Consider the following 18,807-nt stretch of genomic DNA (forward strand, 5'->3'; position numbering starts at 1 on the left):
AAAACTACTGGGCAAGCTCTAGCTGTTGGGGAGGAGAAGGAAATCAGATGCAGCAAAACGATAAAGGTATATATTCATTTTCGACATGCTGGAATATCCGAAAACATGATGTTGGGGAAGACATGATACGGGAGATTGCGGATCTCGGCTTTCGCCGAGTGGAGCTCAATTATAATGTGACGAAGGAAATGCTCAAGACGATTGAGCCCATGATTGAACGCGGAGACATCGGCGTCTCCAGTGTTCATAACACGTTTCCACATGACCCTGATCCCGATTATGGTACGGATTCCATCTTGCTCGGCTTCGAAGATGAAGTGAAACGTAAGCGGGCGATCGAGTTGCTGGTAGAGTCGGCTGAATATGCCCAGCGTTATGGTGGAGAAGCTGTTGTTGTGCATCCCGGAGAAGTACCTTTTCCTCAGGATATCAGCAAAGATCTTGGCAAGCTCTACAACGAGGAAGGTCCGGATTCACCGAAGTATCGCAGCAAATGGGCGGAACTGATGGAGCGGCGAGAGGCACTCAGTTCTGGTTATGTCGAGAAAATTATCGCCAGTCTGGATGAGGTGTGTAATCGAGCGGCAGCTAAAGGTCTGGATGTTCGTTTTGGAATCGAGACGAGATCCAGACCGCAACAGATTCCTACCCTTGCCGAGGCCAAGACCATCATCACAGCTCTCAAAGGAGCGCCGGTTGGTATCTGGTACGATACGGGTCATGCCATCATGATGGACCGGCTGGGCCTCTATGATAGTGTGGGAGAAATGCAGGGGCTGATGGATGATATCGTAGGTGTTCATATCCATGAGACACTCGGTCTTTCTGATCACTGGTGCCCTTATGTACACAGTAAGGACATGAACTTTTATGATGCTTATCTGCCGATGATTCGCCGGGCACAGGTGAAGGTATACGAATTGAAATCTGTCTGTAAGCCAGAAGAGATCCACGAGAGTCATGACTTGCTTATGAAGAAGCTTGAAGTGGCAGAGTAGGGACGGTGATATGGGGAACAGTGTGCTTGTTAACAACGTGTGTTAACGATTGTTTCCTCGGTGATGAAGACCCATAAATACGTAGTGAATTAAGAACGGATTTTCTAGCGACTTTTGTCGGTAGATGGTATATACTGACGAGAAAAATGAACTCACCTACGGGCGGTATGAGTAAGCTTCCGGTCTGAATTAAGGGGCTGAAGCAACTTACTCCGCACCTCGGGAGAATGCATTGGTATGGAGGGGACTGCATATGTACAAACAACTGGTGGACAGTAATGACAGAGCGGTAGAAAGAGGCATATCGCGGCAGATGCTTGACCCGGAAAGCCGTTACTATGGAGGGACAATTGATCCCTTCACAGGTGTTGCCTGGGTTAACCACACGACTGGAACGCCCACGGATATGTGTTACTGGGGAGCTGCGATCTCCAATCCGGATTCCATCTATTACCGGGATGAGGCGTTGTTAAATCGGCTGCTGTTAGCTACGGAATACGTACTTCGCTTCCAGCATGAAGATGGTTCAATATCGCCTGGCTGGACCAATTACCATTCCCCTCCCGATACCGCATTTGTCGTTGTAGGGTATTCACAGTTGTACCAGCTTCTGCAGCAGCAGGAATGGGAGCCACTGCAACCTGTACTGAACAATATGAGGCTGTTTCTGGAACGTACAATCCCAACCATGCTTACGGGAGGATGTCATACACCTAATCATCGCTGGGTGCTATGCGCGGCGCTCGGTTTCTTGCATGAAATATTTGATCTGGAGGAAGCTGTGCAGCGCGCAGAGCAGTGGATGGATGAAGGGATGGATATTACTCCCGATGGGGAGTGGACAGAACGAAGCAATGGGATATACAGTGCAGTTAGCGATATCATGTTAATTCATGCCGCACGCCTGCTCAATCGTCCTGAACTGCTGGAACCGGTGAGGCTCAATCTCCGCATGATGGTGTACCTTGTGCATCCAACGGGTGAAATTGTTACGGATTATTCAGGTCGACAGGATCTGGGCAGTGTTCATGATCTGTCACCTTATTATTTACCTTATGCCATTTTGGCCCGGCTGGACGCTGACCCACTCTTTGCCGGCATGGCAGCCTGGGCCGGAGATACATTAACAGATCCGGGAGTATGCTCAGTGAATACGCTCATTCGGTTGATGCTTGAGCCTGAGCTTCAGCAAGCGAATGAGGCACGTGATGTATTACCAGAACAGTATGAGGTCATGCTGAATGAACACTTTGTACGCGACGAATATCTGGAGCAAATGGACGCAGTAGGGCATCATGGACGTATCTCGCATAGTCGTATGCATACGGATTTTGGTGCTCCCGTAGCCCGAATTCGGGATGGGGCTACTAGCATGACAGTGATGACAGAAGTTCCTTCCTTCTTCGCTCTTCGTCATGGTAAGGTGCGCTTACTGGCTGTGCAGCTGGCCTCTTACTTTAATCCAGGATATGTACCTATGCAGCAAATGACGAGGTTGTCCGAAGGATATCAACTGACTGGCGAGCAGAAAAAAGGCTATTACGGTCCAGTCCCTGCGAACCTGTTGCCAGAATCGGCTGCATCAGCCATCAGTCCATGGTACTTGCTACCTCATCAGAGCCGTCAGCTCACTCATGAGCAGACATTCCGTGTAGGGGCAGAAGTGCAACCAACGGAAAATGGATGGACCATGCATCTCTCAGGGCAGGAGCCGGAAGACATTATGATGCAGCTATCCTTTGTATTCGGAAGCGAAGGGGAGCTGACCTGCGAGGACGCGATTGAAACGAGTGAGGGCCACTACTTGTGGAAAGGCGGTACGTTACGCTATACCTGCGGAGAAGACTGGCTGGAGATCACCGGGGGTGAGCTGGGGCATCTGGCAGCATCGGTGCGGGAGGCGAAACTGCCAGACAAGTGCAAGGTTGTGCTGGTCAATTTCATGACGCCATTTGATAAGACCATTCATATTTCACTTTCGCCTTCAATGGCGTTGAAGCTTTAAGTCATAACTGTAGGAGACCGAGCCTTTGGGGCTCGGTCTTCTTTTTTGCGGCTGATTACGGCAAAGTTCACTATATTCCACGTCTTATAGTTGTGACCTATTATTTCAGTTGCTCTAAAGCAGCTTCAATTGGTTTAGTTAATAGAGGATACTCTTTGGTATTACTCCAGTAAACGATGAGAGCATTTTCTTTCTCATATAGAAAAGGGAATGTTGTAAAATGGGCACCTTCCATATTCTTATTGAATTCTGTAGTCCCTTTCATGCGATCCTTTTCAGAGTTGAAAATATAAAAATGTATAAATTCAGGGTTATCCTGTTCCTCTGCAGCTTGCACCCCAATGGAGTACACCTCAGGTATAACATCATTTAATTTCATTGGGTACCCGGTTATGCCAAAGGATACTAAATTCAGTTTTTGAGATTCAAGCGCTGTTACTACATCATCTAGTGTGAGAATATTTTCTTCATTTTTTATATCTTCTGAACATCCGACCAAGGCAAACAAGCATATTAAAATGAATACAAGTGCTTTTATTTTCGAGATAAGCAATAGATCATCTCCTTAAAAATAAGAATGATGCTGCCTTGTAATATGAAATGACACCGGAGCTAAAGAATAAAAAAGTCGCACGTATTTGATTCGTATACAAAGCATTTATGAAAACCATTCACAGCAGAATCAGATCATGAGCTACATTTATCTTACCATAACCGAAAGAAGCCAGTTGAATGGCCCTAACCGATAAAGATGGAAAGTCATCTTTATTTGCATTTTTTTCATAAACGACATGAAACTACATATTGAGAAGTGGGCCTTAAGATGTGGTATACTGAAGAGTATGAATGAAATGCAAAGAGGAGGTGCCTTGGAAGATGAAGGGCAAGCTAGTGCGGGCTGAGGGACACCTTGCCAATATTATACCGATTCACTTGGATGCTTCTTTCTTCTTTGAAAGAGCTGTCCGCTCGCTGGACCGTAATCATGTCGACAAGGCATTAAAATATTTTCGCAAAGCTGTTGAATACGAACCGGAAAATCCGGTGAATCATTGTAATATGGCGGGTATATTATCGGAGAAGGGCGATTACGAAGCGTCCAATGCCATTCTGGCTAACGTGCTGGAAGTGGTAGATCCGTCGATGACGGAATGTTATTTTTACATGGCGAACAATTATGCAAATATGGATCGGTTTGAGGAAGCCGAGAAAGCACTTGTTACCTACTTGGAGGAGGACACCCAGGGTCAGTTCATGACGGAAGCTGAAGAGATGATGGAGCTTCTGTACTATGAGCTGGATCGTCCGGCCAAACTGAATCGAATTAAATCACGCAAAGGTGTAGTGGAGCACGATCAGGCACGGGAACTGTTGGAAGAGGGGAAATTCGCACAGGCTGCTGAGCTGCTCGAAGGCATGTCATCGGATTATCCTGACTACTTGGCTGCCCGTAACAATCTGGCACTCGCCTACTATTATATGGGGCTGTTTCCCAAAGCCAAAGAGACCATTGCCGAAGTGCTTGAACAAGAGCCCGGTAATCTGCATGCACTCTGTAATCTGGCCATTTTCCATCAAAATGAGAACCGGGCTGACCAAGTGCTGCTTTTGATCGAAAAATTGCGTGTCATCGTGCCATTCCAGCACGAACAAGTCTACAAACTGGCTACAACGATGGGAATTCTGGGCCAACACGATACGGCTTATGTTCATTTCCGTCGTTTGCTCAAGGACGAAGAGACAGCTGCCGATCCGGCACTTGCTCACTATGCAGCAGTGGCGGCTTATAATACAGAGCGTTATGACGCTGCTGAGCGTCTATGGCATCATGTGTCCAAGCTTGATCCGGGTTCCGAAGTATCTCGGTACTATCTGTCCGGTCTTGAGGCCGTACGGCAAGGCGAGCAAGAGCCGGAGAAGCTGAGTTATCACTATCATCTGCCGTTTGACGAGCAGTTCAGACAGTGGGAGAACTATGGTAACGGCATACCTGAAGAAATGAAGAATGATCCACTGATTCGTTCATCGTTCTTCTGGGCATTGCGACACGGTGATCGGGCAACCAAGCTTCAGGTTATTCATGCACTCGGGATGATCGGTGATTATGAGGTGCAGCAGGCGCTGCAATCCTTTATTGAAGAACCGGGAGAAGAACAGGATCTGCTTGAGGCAGCACAAGCTGTGCTGGATGGATTGAAATCGGCTGAACATGAGGAGCAGAATACTCAGGTAGTTCGTCCCTTTTCTCCTGTAGCTTTGAAGTCCATCGGGAAGGCTCAGTCCATATCAGAGCAATCGCAGACTCACTCAACTTCCCATTGGCAGGCTGTTGTCGATCGAGCGCTACAGATGTCTGAAGCGAAGGCTGAGTTGCAGCAAGAGATGGAACGACTCTGGACGGACTATGTATCCCGGGTACATCCCGAGGTTCCGAGTACGAAGCAGATTGAGGGCTGGGCTGCTGGACTTGAATATTTGGCTGCCAAGAACCACAGCCGACCTGTTACCTATCAAAGCATCGCTGAGCGGTATGGCATATCGGCATCAACGGTTAGCAAGTATGCTAAACAGATCCATCGGGTTTGTAGCAGCAAACCACCACTTGTATAGAAAGAAAGTTCGCTTCAACTCGTTTTCAGAAAGACATCATCAGGTGAAGGATACAACAACCGGGAAAACGGGTAAACTTAACGAATGGGCCTCGTAAACGCCTGTAGGATATCATCTTGGCAAGTTCATCGCTAGTACAACACACTCTCACCTTATTAAGGAGGCTGTATCTATATGTCTAAATACAGAACGATTGTGATCGGAACGGGACCTGCGGGTCTGACAGCAGCGATATATCTAGCTCGTGCTAATCTGAACCCACTAGTTATCGAAGGTCTTCAACCGGGTGGTCAATTGACGACGACAACGGAAGTTGAGAATTTCCCTGGTTTCCCGCAAGGTATCATGGGTCCGGAACTGATGGACAACATGCGTAAGCAAGCGGAACGTTTTGGAGCGGAATTCAAAAATGGTTGGGTAGAAGAGGTTGATTTCAGCAAACCGCCCTTCAAGATCAAAGTTGGAGGAATAGGTGAACTGGAAGCTGAATCGATCATTATCTCCACAGGTGCTTCCGCTCGTTATCTCGGTATTCCGGGCGAGCAGGAAAATGTGGGACGTGGTGTAAGTACATGTGCAACATGTGACGGCTTCTTCTTTCGCGGCAAAAAAATCGTGGTCGTTGGCGGTGGTGACTCCGCCATGGAGGAAGCAAGCTTCTTGACTCGTTTTGCAACGGACGTCACATTGGTTCACCGCCGGGATGAGTTGCGTGCATCCAAGATTATGCAGGATCGGGCTCGCAGCAATGAGAAGGTGAAGTGGGCACTGAACCGTACTCCTCTTGAGGTCGTGCCTGAAGCGCTGGGTGTCAAAGGGCTGAAGGTGCGTAACAACGAGACGGGGCAGGAAGAGTTGCTTGAGGCAGATGGCGTATTCGTTGCCATTGGTCACACACCGAATACCGGATTCCTGGGTAATGCGATCGCACTGGACGAACATGGCTATGTTGTGGTTAAACCGGGAACAACGGAGACCAATATTCCGGGTGTATTTGCCTGTGGTGATGTTCAGGATACAAAATATCGTCAAGCCATTACGGCAGCCGGATCAGGTTGTATGGCCGCGATGGATTGTGAGAAGTTCCTTGAAGGAAGCATTGTGCATGACTGGAGCGAAACGCTGGATAAGTAAGCATGACATGCGTGAGGTTAGGCATATGTTAGGAATAAGAGACAACGGGAAGTCTCATGAAATGAGAGAAGCCGGAAGGCTTCTCTTTTTTTGAAACTACAGTGGGCATGAGTTCGTATACATATGGGGCATATTAGCTGTGAGGTGAAGATTTTGGGGGAAATGATAAAGGATTGGTTACAGAATGCAACAGTGAGGCGGTTTTTGATTCTGCTCTTGTTCTGTTTAATTTTGTTCAGTATGGGGAGTATGCTGCACATGATTCTGCTGTTGTTCCTGGTGACATATGTCATGAACAGGTTGCAGCATTTCATTACAGGTGGTTTGAATCGGTTATTTAAAATCAATTATAAAGTCGTGGTCATCCTGCTCTATATGATCGTTATCGCAGTGATTGTACTGGGTATCTCCAGATATTCACCACGGATTGTTGATCAGGTCGTTCAGTTGACGAACGAGATTATGAAATTTCTGGACAGTGCAGATGGTGATAATTTTGCATCCAAGATTGCGGGTTACCTCCAATCCTTCGATATCAAAAACTACACCAATGATGCATTGAAATATATTTTCGCTTTGAGCAAATGGTTGGAGTTTATTCTGCTTGTTATCATTCTGAGTCTGTTCTTCTTGTTGCAGAAGCAGGAGATATCCAAATTCACATCCAAGTTCAAAACAAGCAAAATCGGCTGGTTTTATACTGAAGTAGCTTACCTTGGGGACAAGTTCGTATCTTCTTTTGGTAAAGTTATTGAGGCTCAATTGCTGATTGCCGTATTCAATACGGTGCTGACAATGCTGGGGCTCTGGATTCTGGGTTATCCGTACTTGTTCGCGCTGACCATTCTCGTATTTATGCTAAGTTTGGTACCCGTGGCAGGGGTGATCATCTCTCTGGTGCCGCTCTGTCTGATTGGATATCAGATGGGTGGACTGAAACTGAGTATTATCGTGATCATCATGATTATTATCATTCATGCGTTGGAGACGTATTTCCTGAATCCAAAGCTGATGGCACACAAGACCAAATTACCGATGTTCTACACCTTTATCGTACTGATTTTGTCGCAACACTTCCTGGGGATCTGGGGACTAATCATTGGTATTCCAATCTTCGTCTTCCTGCTCGATATTCTGGATGTGAACAAGATGGAGAAGACAGAAGAGCCGGTACGTGTGGAAACGAAGTTATAACGTATAGCTGAAGAACGGCTGAATGCTGTGTAGTAACGATGTGTATAAAAAGATTAAAACGCCTCCAGTTCGCTGGAAGGCGTTTTTTCTATGCCATACACCAGAAGGTGTAATGGATCGTGAATGAAGTTCTATCTGGACCATATGTCTTGTATCGCGAATAAAAGTCCTATGACAGCCAGCCTTTCTCCTCGGCAATGGAGACGGCTTCCATCCGGTTCTTGGCATCTAGCTTGGCAAAGGCCTCTGATAAATAGTTACGTACAGTCCCGTAGGAGAGATGTAGAGAAGTAGCAATATGATTGGCATTCATCCCGGTGGCAGCCAGCTTGAGCACTTCCTTCTCCCGTTCTGTTAGCGGGTTGACGGCTTTGGCCGCGCCAAAAACAAGCTCAGGTGAGACTTCCCGCCCACCGTTCATTACACGTCGAATGGCCTCGGCTAAACGGTCACTGGGCTCATCCTTGAGCAGATAGCCCTGAACTCCGGCTTGTATAGCCCGTTCCAGGAATCCAGGTCGAGCAAACGTTGTGAGGATGATGATCCGACAACTCAGACCAAGCTGCTGAATGCGTTCAGCCACATCAAGTCCACTCATCACAGGCATTTCAATGTCCATCAGGCAAAGATCTGGCTGGAGAGTAGCAATCTGCTTCAGAGCTTCCTCTCCATTACCCGCTTCTCCAATGACTTCAAAATCATCTTCAAGATCAAGCAGGGAGGCTAGAGCACCACGCAGCATACGCTGATCTTCGGCAATTAATATACGAATCATAATGATATCCCTCCTTGTGGCTCGCTGGCGATTAAGGGAAAGAAAACGACGACTCGGGTTCCTTTAGAACCGGAGGAAATCTGAAATGACCCATCGATCAAATCCAGGCGCTCGGACATTCCCTTCAGCCCGTTTCCATGATGTTTATCTGAACTGATGCCAATGCCATTATCTTGGACCATAATCCTGATTCCATCAGGTATTCGTTCAATTTGAATAATCCCTATAGTGGCTTTGCTGTGCTTTACGATGTTCGTTACGGACTCAAGAATGCAGAGACTTGCCATGTTCTGAGTCAAATCAGGCACATCAGCATAAGATCCTTGTTCTCCGATCAGTCGCAGTTCAATGTTGGCACTTTTCAAGGTTTCTTTGGCATCAGCCAATGCCTCCACAATGCTGATTGCCCGCATATCGGAGACAAGTTGACGTACTTCTCGTAAGGCAGCACGGGAGGTGCGCTCAATTTCGCGTGCTTCTTGAATGGCACGTTCGGGATTTTTGGCGATAAGTTTGGTAACAAGTTCACTCTTCAATGTAATCAAAGAGAGCGTGTGCCCCATCGTATCGTGCAGATCCCGGGCAATACGCATGCGTTCTTCTCGTTTGATCAGCTCTTTAATATGCTGGTGCGCTTCATCGAGCTTGGCTTCCAACTGCTGACGATCTAGCATGGTTTTGATGCCATAGGGAGATATCAGCATGATTAGATAAAACGGAATAAAGAACAGTAGCTGCTCGGTACGAAGTTGATCGAGGGCTATGGTAATGACCATCGGAACGGTCTGTATGACAGCGAAGATAAGCAAAAAAAAGCGAAAGGTACGCTTTTCCGAATACCATCCAATGAAATTCGCTGTGAAAAATCCAAGAAAAAACATGTTAGGATCAATGATCAGGCTAAGAATGAGAACACAACCCATTTGCATACAGAGCCAATAGGAAAAAAGATATGTGCCTGCGTTCATGTAGAGTTGTCGATAGGTAAGGACGAAAACGATAAAAGCTGTGATTCCGATGTACTGCTGAAGCCCTCGCTCATTCCACAGATAGTATAAAGGCATGGCTAAATAGATCATCCAGATATATGGATAGACACCGTATCGTTTAGGGAAAAGTTCAAAACCTTGAAGCATGCGTCGAAATTACGCCTCCTTCTGTTTGCTGCGGATATATGTGGATAGTAACATAAATCCCACCAGATATGCTGCTAAAATAAGGATATCTCGCATATGAGGCATATCTCCAGCTATGATGACCCATGCTCCGTTGCCGAAGCTGTGTGAAGGCAACCAGCTGCCGATCTGCCTCAGCCAGTCTGGCATGACATCAAGCGGCATCCACATACCTCCAAGCAAGGCGAGGGAGAGATACAGAGCGTTGCTCAATCCGCTGGCAGTGTCTACCCTGCGGAACGTGCCAATGCATGTACCGAGCGCAAGAAAAGGCAAAGAGCCAGCCAGAATCCAGAGCGCAGAACCAATCCACTGTGATGCCGTGAGGGAAACACCGTTAATCAGATAACCGGATATAAAAATAATGATAATCGAGCACAGGTGGATGAAGGTCTGACCAATCATTTTACCACCAAAATAAATGGAGTTTGGTAGCGGTGTAACTCGAAGATAGGTAATCCAGCCGTGCACCCTCTCCTGAACAAGACGAATACCAAGAGTCATGATAGATGAGCCCATCACGCTGAAGCAGGTCATGGACATCAGATAGTGTGCATTCCATTGCTGAGCATCCACAGCATCTGTGGTAAATATGCGGGTATACAGGATATAGAATAGTACAGGCATCAGTAAAGACCAGAATACAAAATAGACATTACGTGACATGCGAAGCATCTCTACTCGGGATTGGGCCAGCAGCATGGACATCTTAATGATCCTCCTTTATGGTTTCGAGCAATGTTGCGTAAGCATCGTCGAGCTGTCCGGCTTCAATGCGGATCTCCTGAACGGGAAGCTGAATGGTAATGATGTGGCGAATGAGTGCATCTGTATCTTGGGTATGAAGAATGCATCGATTTTTACGATACTCAATCTTGTCTACCCCGGACAACCTTTCAACTTGAGTGCGAATGTCTAAATCTGAGGAGAATGAAAAGGATAGTGTTCGCTTCGTGATTCCGCCTTTGATGCTGTCGGGGGTTCCGTCTGCAACGATGGAGCCTTCATTGAACAGGATAATTCGATCGGCAGCTTCATCTGCTTCGTGAAGGTAGTGGGTGGTGAAGACCACAGTTTTGCCTTGCTGCGCAAGCGCACGGATCTGTATCCAGAAATGCCTGCGGGTCTCGGAATCCATTCCGACAGTAGGTTCATCGAAGAAGAGAACGTCAGGGTCACCGGCCATGGCCAGTGCAAAATTCAGGCTGCGCTTCTGTCCGCCGGACAGCTTTTCTGCTCTTCGATTCAAGGCAGCTGGCGCAAGACCGGTTAAGCCTTCAATCACGTCTGTATCCAGCGGGGTAGGGTAGTAGCTGTGAACCATGCGAATAATCTCTCGGACGGTAAGTCCGTCCATGACACTGACATCCTGTAACATGACACCCATGCGTTGACGAACCTGTTTATGATCCGGTGCCACTCCCAGGACAGTCACTTCACCAGAGGAAGGGCTGGACAGGCCGAGCATCATTTTCATGGTGGTTGTTTTGCCAGCACCGTTAGGTCCGAGTATGGCCACAATCGAGCCGCTGGTGATATTTAGTGAGATATGCCGAACGGCGTGTTTGTTTCCAAACTGCTTGCTTACATTGTTCAAATGGATAACCGTTGAATCCATATTCATCGTTATTCACGTCCCTCGTCTGTTCAATAAGATAATTTCATCTTACGGAAAAAGTCGTGGGTGATTTAGTAAGCATTGTCATGACTTTCAGGTGACAGTTGTCATCTTTTATGAATGGAACGAGTGAACATGAAATATCATGAGTTGAGGCTTCCCTTTCTATGAGGGAAGAATAAAGCTTGCTTTTTAATAGGAGAAAGGGAGGATGTATACGTATTCAAAAATGGTGTGTGATATGGTTCACAACCCCGGCGGAGCAGGAGGTACTAGAGGTCTTCTCGTCTTGACCCAGGCGTATCCTTCAATTATAGTTGGTACGTAGGACTTAAACTATTTTAGATAGATAAAGGTGGCTTGCAGCATGTCTGAGAAAATCTACGTTGGGGTCGATCTCGGCGGAACAGCAATCAAGGTCGGTATATGCGATGAACAAGGTCAGCTAATGCATACGTATGAAGGACCGACTGAAGTGGATAAGGGCGTAGACACGGTCATCGCCAACATCGAGAAGTATGTCCGACATATCGTAGCCGAATCACCTTACAGTTGGGAACAGCTTGAGGGTGTAGGTGCTGGTGTGGCCGGGTTCACGAATGTACGTGAGGGAATTATCGTTCATGCCCCTAACATCGGATTTCGGAATGTAGCCATTCGTTCGATTTTGGAGGAACGTCTGGGCAAGCCAATCAAAATAGATAACGATGCCAATGTAGCTGCACTGGGTGAAGTATGGGCAGGTGCGGGCAAAGGCGTAGACAATTGCGTATGTTATACACTCGGTACGGGCGTTGGTGGAGGCTTGATCTTGAATGGTAACATCTATCAAGGATTCTCCGGTATGGCGGGAGAGCTGGGTCATATCAGTGTTGTCCCTGATCTGGAGGCCATCAAGTGCGGCTGTGGTAAAATGGGATGTGTTGAGACGGTATCGTCTGCAACAGGTATTATCCGTATGGCGAAGGATGCCGTAGAACGCGGTGATCATACGTCACTGGCACTCGTTGACAAGATTGCAGCCAAAGAAGTATTTGATGCTGCGAAGGCAGGCGATGAAGTAGCACAGCGCATTGTAAACCGTGCGGCCTTCTACTTGGGCAAGTCCATGGCTACTGTAGCGGCTGTCATTAACCCGGAGATGTTCATCATCGGTGGTGGCGTATCTAAAGCGGGTAACTTCCTGTTCGACGAAATACGTACCGTATTTGCTAAGTTGACACCGGAACCGTTGCAAGAAGGGGTTCAGATTTTGGAAGCTACACTTGGTAATAATGCAGGTATTGTAGGTGCAGCAGGTCTTCTCTTGCGTTCCTAGTAACCTCGTAACAATATATGAAGACAGCAATATGATAAGGAGGGGACATTTATGCTTGAAGGTGAAGGCTCACCAGGCACAGGCGCCACGCTCATTATCATTACGGGCATGTCCGGAGCAGGTAAAACCATTGCAGTACAGAGCCTGGAGGATTTGGGTTTCTTCTGTGTGGATAATCTGCCGCCGGTATTGATTCCAAAATTTGCGGAACTGATTGAACAGTCAAACGGCAAGATCGGTAAGGTTGCATTGGTTATCGATCTGCGCGGGCGTGAATTCTTTACGGCTCTGTCCGAGTCTTTGAACTATATTAAAGATCATTTTACCATTCATTGCGAAATTTTATTCCTGGATGCTACAGATTCTGTACTTGTTCAGCGTTACAAAGAAAGCAGGCGCAGACATCCGCTGGCTCCTGAAGGCATGCCGTTGGACGGCATCCGGTTGGAGCGTAAGATGCTGGAGGAACTCAAAAACTCCGCTACACAGGTACTGAATACAAGTACAATGAAGCCTGCTCAACTGAAAGAACGCATCATATCCCGCTTTTCTCATCTGGAAAGCCAAATGCTGTCGGTGAATATTACGTCGTTTGGATTCAAGTATGGCATTCCAATCGATGCCGATCTAGTATTTGATGTACGTTTTTTACCGAATCCGCATTATATTGATCATTTGCGTCCGAATACGGGACAGAATAGTGATGTGTATGAATATGTTATGAAATGGCCAGAGACACAGGCGTTTCTGACAAAGTTGCTGGATATGCTGCATTTCCTGATTCCGCAATACCGGAAGGAAGGCAAAAGTCAGGTTATTATTGGAATCGGCTGTACCGGAGGCAAGCATCGTTCGGTAGCAATATCGGAATATTTGGGCAAGATGTTGGGAAGCAGCGAGACTGAAGCTGTCACCGTGAGCCATCGCGACGCTGACCGGGACCGTCATTAAAGAGGGTGAAGGGATGAAAGAGGCCGGACCACGAAGAGAACGTCCGAGAATAGTTGTAATGGGCGGCGGAACCGGATTATCCGTGATGTTGCGCGGTTTAAAAGAAAAACCGCTGGATATCACGGCCATCGTCACAGTTGCAGATGACGGTGGAAGTTCAGGCATCCTGCGCAATGAGCTACAAATGCCGCCTCCGGGCGACATTCGCAACGTGCTTACGGCACTGGCTGATGTAGAACCATTGCTTTCAGATATGTTGAAGTACCGTTTCAATACAGGCGCGGGGCTTGCAGGCCACAGCTTGGGGAATTTAATTTTGGCTGCAATGACGGATATTTCGGGCGACTTCGTGACCGCGGTGCGGGAACTTAGCCGCGTGTTTGCCGTTCGAGGTGAGGTATTACCAGCCGCCGGTCAGGCCGTGGTGTTGCATGCCGAGATGGAAGATGGGACAATTATTACAGGTGAGTCCAAGATTCCGGAGGCAGGTGGACGCATTAAACGCGTTTTCCTTGAACCGGATCACGTGGAGCCGTTGCCAGAAGCGGTAGAGGCTATTCGTCAAGCTGACGCCATTCTGATCGGACCAGGCAGCCTCTATACAAGCATCCTTCCCAATCTGCTCGTACCAAAGCTGGCAGAGGCTGTGGTAGAAGCTGATGCGGTGAAGATGTTTATCTGTAATGTGATGACACAGCCGGGAGAAACAGATAACTATACAGTAAGTGACCACCTTAAGGCGGTACACGAGCATATAGGTCATCAGCTCTTTGACTATGTTATCGTAAATAATGGTGATATTCCGCTGCAAGTGCAGAATAAGTATGCGGAAAAAGGAGCAAAACCGGTTGTATTGGATATGAATGTACTCGAAAGTGCCGGCTATCAGGTGGTTGCAGATACCCTTGTTCTGTTCAAAACCTATCTGCGTCATGATGCCGACAAGTTGAGTCATCACATCTACCAACTGGTACAAAATTGGATGTTACGGAAGAGGTGAAGTCCCATGTCGTTTGCAGCACAGACCAAAAAAGAGTTAACCATGATCGAGAGCGAACCGTGCTGCGAAAAGGCGGAACTTTCAGCCCTCATCCGTATGCTTGGTGCAGTGCAGTTATCGAATAAAAAAGTGATCTTGGATATTTCGACGGAGAATGCCGCCATTGCAAGAAGGGCATACTCTCTGCTTAAAAAGCATTTTCAAGTGCATACGGAACTACTGGTCCGCAAAAAAATGCGGCTGAAAAAGAACAATGTATATATTGTTCGTATTCCAACCATGGTACAGGAGATTCTCAATGGTCTTCATATTGTATCGGAAGGATTTCTGTTCACACCAGGGATTCATGCGGAGCTGTTTCAGCAGAACTGTTGTAAACGGGCCTATCTTCGCGGTGCATTTCTGGCAGGTGGATCGGTTAATAATCCGGAAGGTTCTTCCTACCATCTGGAGATTGCGTCCATGTATGAGGAGCACTGCCAGGCACTGGTCGATCTGGCGAATGAATTTCATCTGAATGCCCGGTGTATAGAACGGAAAAAAGGATTCATCCTATATATCAAGGAAGGCGAGAAAATCATTGAGCTGCTTAGCATCATTGGTGCTCATCAGGCCTTGTTCAAGTTTGAAGATGTACGGATTATGCGCGACATGCGTAACTCCGTTAACCGTATTGTCAATTGTGAGACGGCCAACCTGAATAAAACCATCGGAGCGGCGGTAAGGCAGATTGATAATATCCGGTTGTTGCAAAAGGAAGTTGGTCTGGAATCACTGCCTGAGAAGCTTCGCGAAGTGGCGGAGGTTCGACTCGCTCATCCAGATATCAACTTGAAGGAAGTGGGCGAACTCCTTAAAGGGACAGTCAGCAAGTCGGGAGTGAACCATCGGCTTCGCAAGATCGATGAGCTGGCTGAGAAAGTACGTACAGAACGTTATGGTTAAGACGGAGTAGGGTAAAGTGACAAGGTCAGCTGTTTCTGTTGAACAAAAACGGAGCAAGAAAGCCTGATGTAAAGGAGCCAGAAGAGTCACTCAGGCAGCTTGGTGCCATGTGCAATGGTAATGAAATGGGGCATCATAATGCCCTCCATAGCACCCTGAGTTTTTTCTTCTAGTGTCCGGCACAGGTTAATGTTATAATGTTGTATAAATATAATTGTGTATTTAATGTCCAGATTTCATAATAGGGGGTAAGTTTCCATGACAAAGCACCCGGTAGTTGTCCGTTTGAAAACGGGTCTCCATGCCAGACCTGCGGCACTGTTCGTTCAAGAGGCGAATAAGTACTCATCTGAAGTGTTCGTCGAGAAGGACGACAAAAAAGTTAATGCAAAAAGTATCATGGGGATCATGAGCCTTGCGATCAGCACAGGTACGGAAATCCAGATTAGTGCAGAAGGCGCGGATGCCGAACAGGCTGTAAACGCTTTAGTTAGTCTGGTAAGCAAGGAAGAGCTTGAAAACCAATAAGATATGATTCTTTCAATGAAGAAGTCCCGAAAGGGGCTTTTTTGCGTTTTTATTGTTTTCGCTATCGTCAAGTGCAACATTATGGAATTTGTCCCGTCTGTTAAGGTATCAAATGCTTTAAAGTTTGAGATGTTAACACATAAGGGGGCTATCGTGATGGGTAAACAATGGATGAAACCGTTTGGTGCGGTGCTGGTGGCAAGTACGTTGCTTGTTGGAGGAACAGCATGGGTTGCACCAGGTAACTATGCTTACGCTGCAGAGGTTCAGGGCGTACAACAGAATGTGATTAATGTCGTGGGTAAAGGTGAGATTCAGGTGAAGCCGGATATTGCTTACCTGTCCATTGGCGTGAACAGTACTGCAGAGACAGCTGCATCTGCCCAAAAAGCAAATGCTGCCAAAGTTCAAAAGGTATCCAACTTGCTGAAGAATACGTGGAAGATCAGTGCAGATGACATTCAAACCAGTCAGTTCTCTGTACAACCGAACTATACTTATAGCGAAAAAGACGGACAACAAATTAAAGGATACACAGCACATCATACGCTGACGGTCACATATCGTGAAATGGACAAAATCGGTGAGCTGCTCGATGCTGCTTCACAAGCAGGTGCCAACAACATTGAGAACGTGCGCTTTACTGTAGAAAATCCGGAAAGTTATGAGTCCCAAGTGATTGAGAAGGCTGTTGCCAATGCAGATGTGAAAGCTGGCGCCATTGCAAAAGCGGTTAAACGTCAACTGGGTGCTGTTCTTTCCGTGAGCCAAGGCGATGCCAATGTGCCTGTATTCTATGCAAGTGAGGCTTTGATGTCCAAAGCACTAGATACAGCAGGTAGCACTGAGATTGAAACAGGCCAGGTTAAAGTAAGCACAATCTTGAATATCACGTATGAAATGAAATAAACAAGAGTGAAATAAGGATTGTAAGCTAAATTAACCTTTCAAGTGTCATTTGAAGGGGTATAAAGAAATAATGACAAAGACTTTGTCCTCAGGACAGGGTCTTTTTTTGTTGTAAAATCAAACTTTAATGAAGTTAGAAGGGATGATACCCTTTTGAAAATAAATGAAATGCTGTTTTTTGGTATCTTTTTTGTATAGTTGTTCGTGACAAAAAGGTCATATCCCGTTATATTTTCCCTCCGATAATCATCAACATTGTAACTCGAGCTGTAAACCTTTCCGAAATTGGGTTAATTATAATAAAGAGGTGAGCGTATGAGATATGCGATCAGTTCAGGATTACATACGCAATGATCCCTAATTGTAAATTCAGAGAGGAGTTTTATATATGACATCATGGAAAAAATGGACAAGTGCGTTGCTGGCAGCAGGAATTATTGTGGGGAGCGGTGCAGTGTGGCAAGATAGTTCGGTACAAGCGGCTTCTGTATCCTCCAAAGTGACAACCCCGGCTGAGGTGACCCTGAAATCGGGTGGGAAAACACTGACTCAAAAAGGACTTCTTCAAGGTGGCTCAACTTGGGTCTCTCTTACGGCAGTTAAAGATGTGGCAGGTGGAACCTTGAAATATGATGCGAAAACCAAAGAGTATGCTCTGACAGCAGCCAATAACACGCTGACCATCAGCCTTTTGGACGGCCAGCCGAGTGTTCGAATTAACAACTATTATCCTCAAGTGGACGCCAAGCTGATCAACGGCAGACTATATATCCCATTCTCGGCGATGAGAGATTATCTGGGTGTGCAGGGGAACTGGGATGGCAAAACCAAAACGTTGACACTCAGCAAGGTGAAACAAAATAGCGTGAAAGTTAAAGCGGCAACCGTTAATGTCACTGTGAAAAATGCTGAAGTTGATGTTCAATATCCGCAGGTGAGTGGACTTGCCAGCAAGGAAGCTGAAGCGGCAATCAATAAAGTGCTTAAAGACGAAGTGGATGCATATGTAGCTGACTTCAAGAAACAGACATCTGAGTTCGGTGGCGCAACCGCCAACCGCCCATATGCATTTGAGAGCTCTTATGTGGTGACCTACAATGAAAGAGGCGTGCTGGGACTCATTACACAACGTTACGAGGATTATGCTGGCGCTCATGGTATGACAACCCGTACAGGCCACACCTTTGCGCTGGACACAGGTAAGGAGCTTACGTTAGATGATGTGCTGCAAAACAACAAAACCATGCGCGAGACGGTGGGTAAAAAAGTCGGTGAACAGCTGAAAGCCCGCGGTGGATACCTCGAAGGTTACAAAGAGTTAAATAAAGATCAGGATTTCTATGTGACACCAACAGGGGTGGTCGTGTTCTTCCAGCTGTATGAGTATACAGCGTACGCAGAGGGATTCCCTGAAATGCCATTTACGTATAAAGAGCTTCTTCCTAAAGGCACAGAACCTTTTAGCAATGTAACGGGAACCAAGTAAAGAATGATCATCGTGCACTCTTAAGTTATCTTTCTTATAAAATGAAAAAAAGAAGCCCCTATCATGTGATCATGATGAGGGCTTCTTCTCTTATAGACAACATAATTATATGTTGCTGATTACGTTAGGTGTTGATTATGTTAACGCGTAGACCGTGGTCT

17 protein-coding genes are annotated in these 18,807 nt (G+C 46.7%); 12 read left to right on the forward strand and 5 right to left on the reverse strand.

What is annotated here, in order from left to right; all coding sequences use genetic code 11:
• Positions 1-47: 47 nt before the first annotated feature.
• Positions 48-998 carry a TIM barrel protein gene (locus MKX75_RS00850; protein WP_339167999.1) on the forward strand — a complete coding sequence of 317 codons (951 nt, stop codon included), beginning with the start codon at positions 48-50 and terminating at the stop codon, positions 996-998.
• A 253-nt stretch (positions 999-1,251) separates the two neighbouring features.
• Positions 1,252-3,003, forward strand: coding sequence for a hypothetical protein (locus MKX75_RS00855; protein ID WP_339168000.1), 1,752 nt, complete (start codon positions 1,252-1,254; stop codon positions 3,001-3,003).
• 100 nt (positions 3,004-3,103) lie between these two features.
• Here MKX75_RS00855 and MKX75_RS00860 read toward each other — a convergent pair whose 3' ends face one another.
• Positions 3,104-3,556: a hypothetical protein gene (locus tag MKX75_RS00860; RefSeq protein ID WP_339168002.1), complete on the reverse strand. Its 453-nt coding sequence runs from the start codon at positions 3,554-3,556 to the stop codon at positions 3,104-3,106.
• Positions 3,557-3,879: 323 nt separating this feature from the next.
• Here MKX75_RS00860 and MKX75_RS00865 point away from each other — a divergent pair, with 323 nt between their 5' ends.
• From MKX75_RS00865 to MKX75_RS00875, 3 genes are all read left to right on the forward strand, one after another.
• Positions 3,880-5,613: a tetratricopeptide repeat protein gene (locus tag MKX75_RS00865; protein WP_339168004.1), complete on the forward strand. Its 1,734-nt coding sequence runs from the start codon at positions 3,880-3,882 to the stop codon at positions 5,611-5,613.
• A 174-nt stretch (positions 5,614-5,787) separates the two neighbouring features.
• Entirely contained in the window at positions 5,788-6,747 is a 960-nt protein-coding gene (trxB, locus tag MKX75_RS00870; protein WP_062837754.1) for a thioredoxin-disulfide reductase, read from the forward strand.
• Between the two features lie 162 nt (positions 6,748-6,909).
• Entirely contained in the window at positions 6,910-7,941 is a 1,032-nt protein-coding gene (locus MKX75_RS00875) for an AI-2E family transporter (RefSeq protein ID WP_076333536.1), read from the forward strand.
• A gap of 169 nt (positions 7,942-8,110) precedes the next feature.
• Here MKX75_RS00875 and MKX75_RS00880 read toward each other — a convergent pair whose 3' ends face one another.
• Genes MKX75_RS00880 through MKX75_RS00895 form a run of 4 tightly spaced genes read right to left on the reverse strand, consistent with a single transcriptional unit; the run spans position 8,111 to position 11,509 of the window.
• Positions 8,111-8,716 (reverse strand): response regulator transcription factor, encoded by a 606-nt coding sequence (locus MKX75_RS00880; RefSeq protein ID WP_062837752.1) that lies wholly within the window; start codon positions 8,714-8,716, stop codon positions 8,111-8,113.
• Positions 8,713-9,852: a sensor histidine kinase gene (locus MKX75_RS00885; RefSeq protein WP_339168006.1), complete on the reverse strand. Its 1,140-nt coding sequence runs from the start codon at positions 9,850-9,852 to the stop codon at positions 8,713-8,715. Before MKX75_RS00885 ends, MKX75_RS00880 begins: the two co-directional genes overlap by 4 nt.
• 9 nt (positions 9,853-9,861) lie before the next feature.
• Positions 9,862-10,599, reverse strand: coding sequence for an ABC transporter permease (locus tag MKX75_RS00890; protein ID WP_062837750.1), 738 nt, complete (start codon positions 10,597-10,599; stop codon positions 9,862-9,864).
• 1 nt (position 10,600) lies between these two features.
• Entirely contained in the window at positions 10,601-11,509 is a 909-nt protein-coding gene (locus MKX75_RS00895) for an ABC transporter ATP-binding protein (RefSeq protein WP_062837788.1), read from the reverse strand.
• 367 nt (positions 11,510-11,876) lie between these two features.
• On the opposite strand from MKX75_RS00895, the gene MKX75_RS00900 reads away from it, so the two are divergent.
• From MKX75_RS00900 to MKX75_RS00930, 7 genes are all read left to right on the forward strand, one after another.
• Entirely contained in the window at positions 11,877-12,827 is a 951-nt protein-coding gene (locus tag MKX75_RS00900; RefSeq protein ID WP_062837749.1) for an ROK family glucokinase, read from the forward strand.
• A 51-nt stretch (positions 12,828-12,878) separates the two neighbouring features.
• Positions 12,879-13,778: an RNase adapter RapZ gene (gene rapZ, locus MKX75_RS00905; RefSeq protein ID WP_017691251.1), complete on the forward strand. Its 900-nt coding sequence runs from the start codon at positions 12,879-12,881 to the stop codon at positions 13,776-13,778.
• 13 nt (positions 13,779-13,791) lie between these two features.
• Positions 13,792-14,778 carry a YvcK family protein gene (locus tag MKX75_RS00910; protein WP_017691250.1) on the forward strand — a complete coding sequence of 329 codons (987 nt, stop codon included), beginning with the start codon at positions 13,792-13,794 and terminating at the stop codon, positions 14,776-14,778.
• Positions 14,779-14,784: 6 nt separating this feature from the next.
• Entirely contained in the window at positions 14,785-15,723 is a 939-nt protein-coding gene (gene whiA / locus MKX75_RS00915; RefSeq protein WP_339168010.1) for a DNA-binding protein WhiA, read from the forward strand.
• Positions 15,724-15,981: 258 nt separating this feature from the next.
• A complete protein-coding gene (locus MKX75_RS00920) occupies positions 15,982-16,251 on the forward strand; it encodes an HPr family phosphocarrier protein (RefSeq protein ID WP_017691248.1) in 270 nt (89 codons plus the stop codon).
• A 156-nt stretch (positions 16,252-16,407) separates the two neighbouring features.
• Positions 16,408-17,160 carry an SIMPL domain-containing protein gene (locus tag MKX75_RS00925; protein WP_339168012.1) on the forward strand — a complete coding sequence of 251 codons (753 nt, stop codon included), beginning with the start codon at positions 16,408-16,410 and terminating at the stop codon, positions 17,158-17,160.
• A gap of 388 nt (positions 17,161-17,548) precedes the next feature.
• Positions 17,549-18,646, forward strand: coding sequence for a DUF4163 domain-containing protein (locus MKX75_RS00930; RefSeq protein ID WP_339168014.1), 1,098 nt, complete (start codon positions 17,549-17,551; stop codon positions 18,644-18,646).
• Positions 18,647-18,807 lie beyond the last annotated feature (161 nt).

The sequence above is a fragment of the Paenibacillus sp. FSL R5-0341 genome (genome assembly GCF_037975235.1).
GTDB classification, from domain to species: Bacteria; Bacillota; Bacilli; order Paenibacillales; family Paenibacillaceae; genus Paenibacillus; species Paenibacillus amylolyticus_A.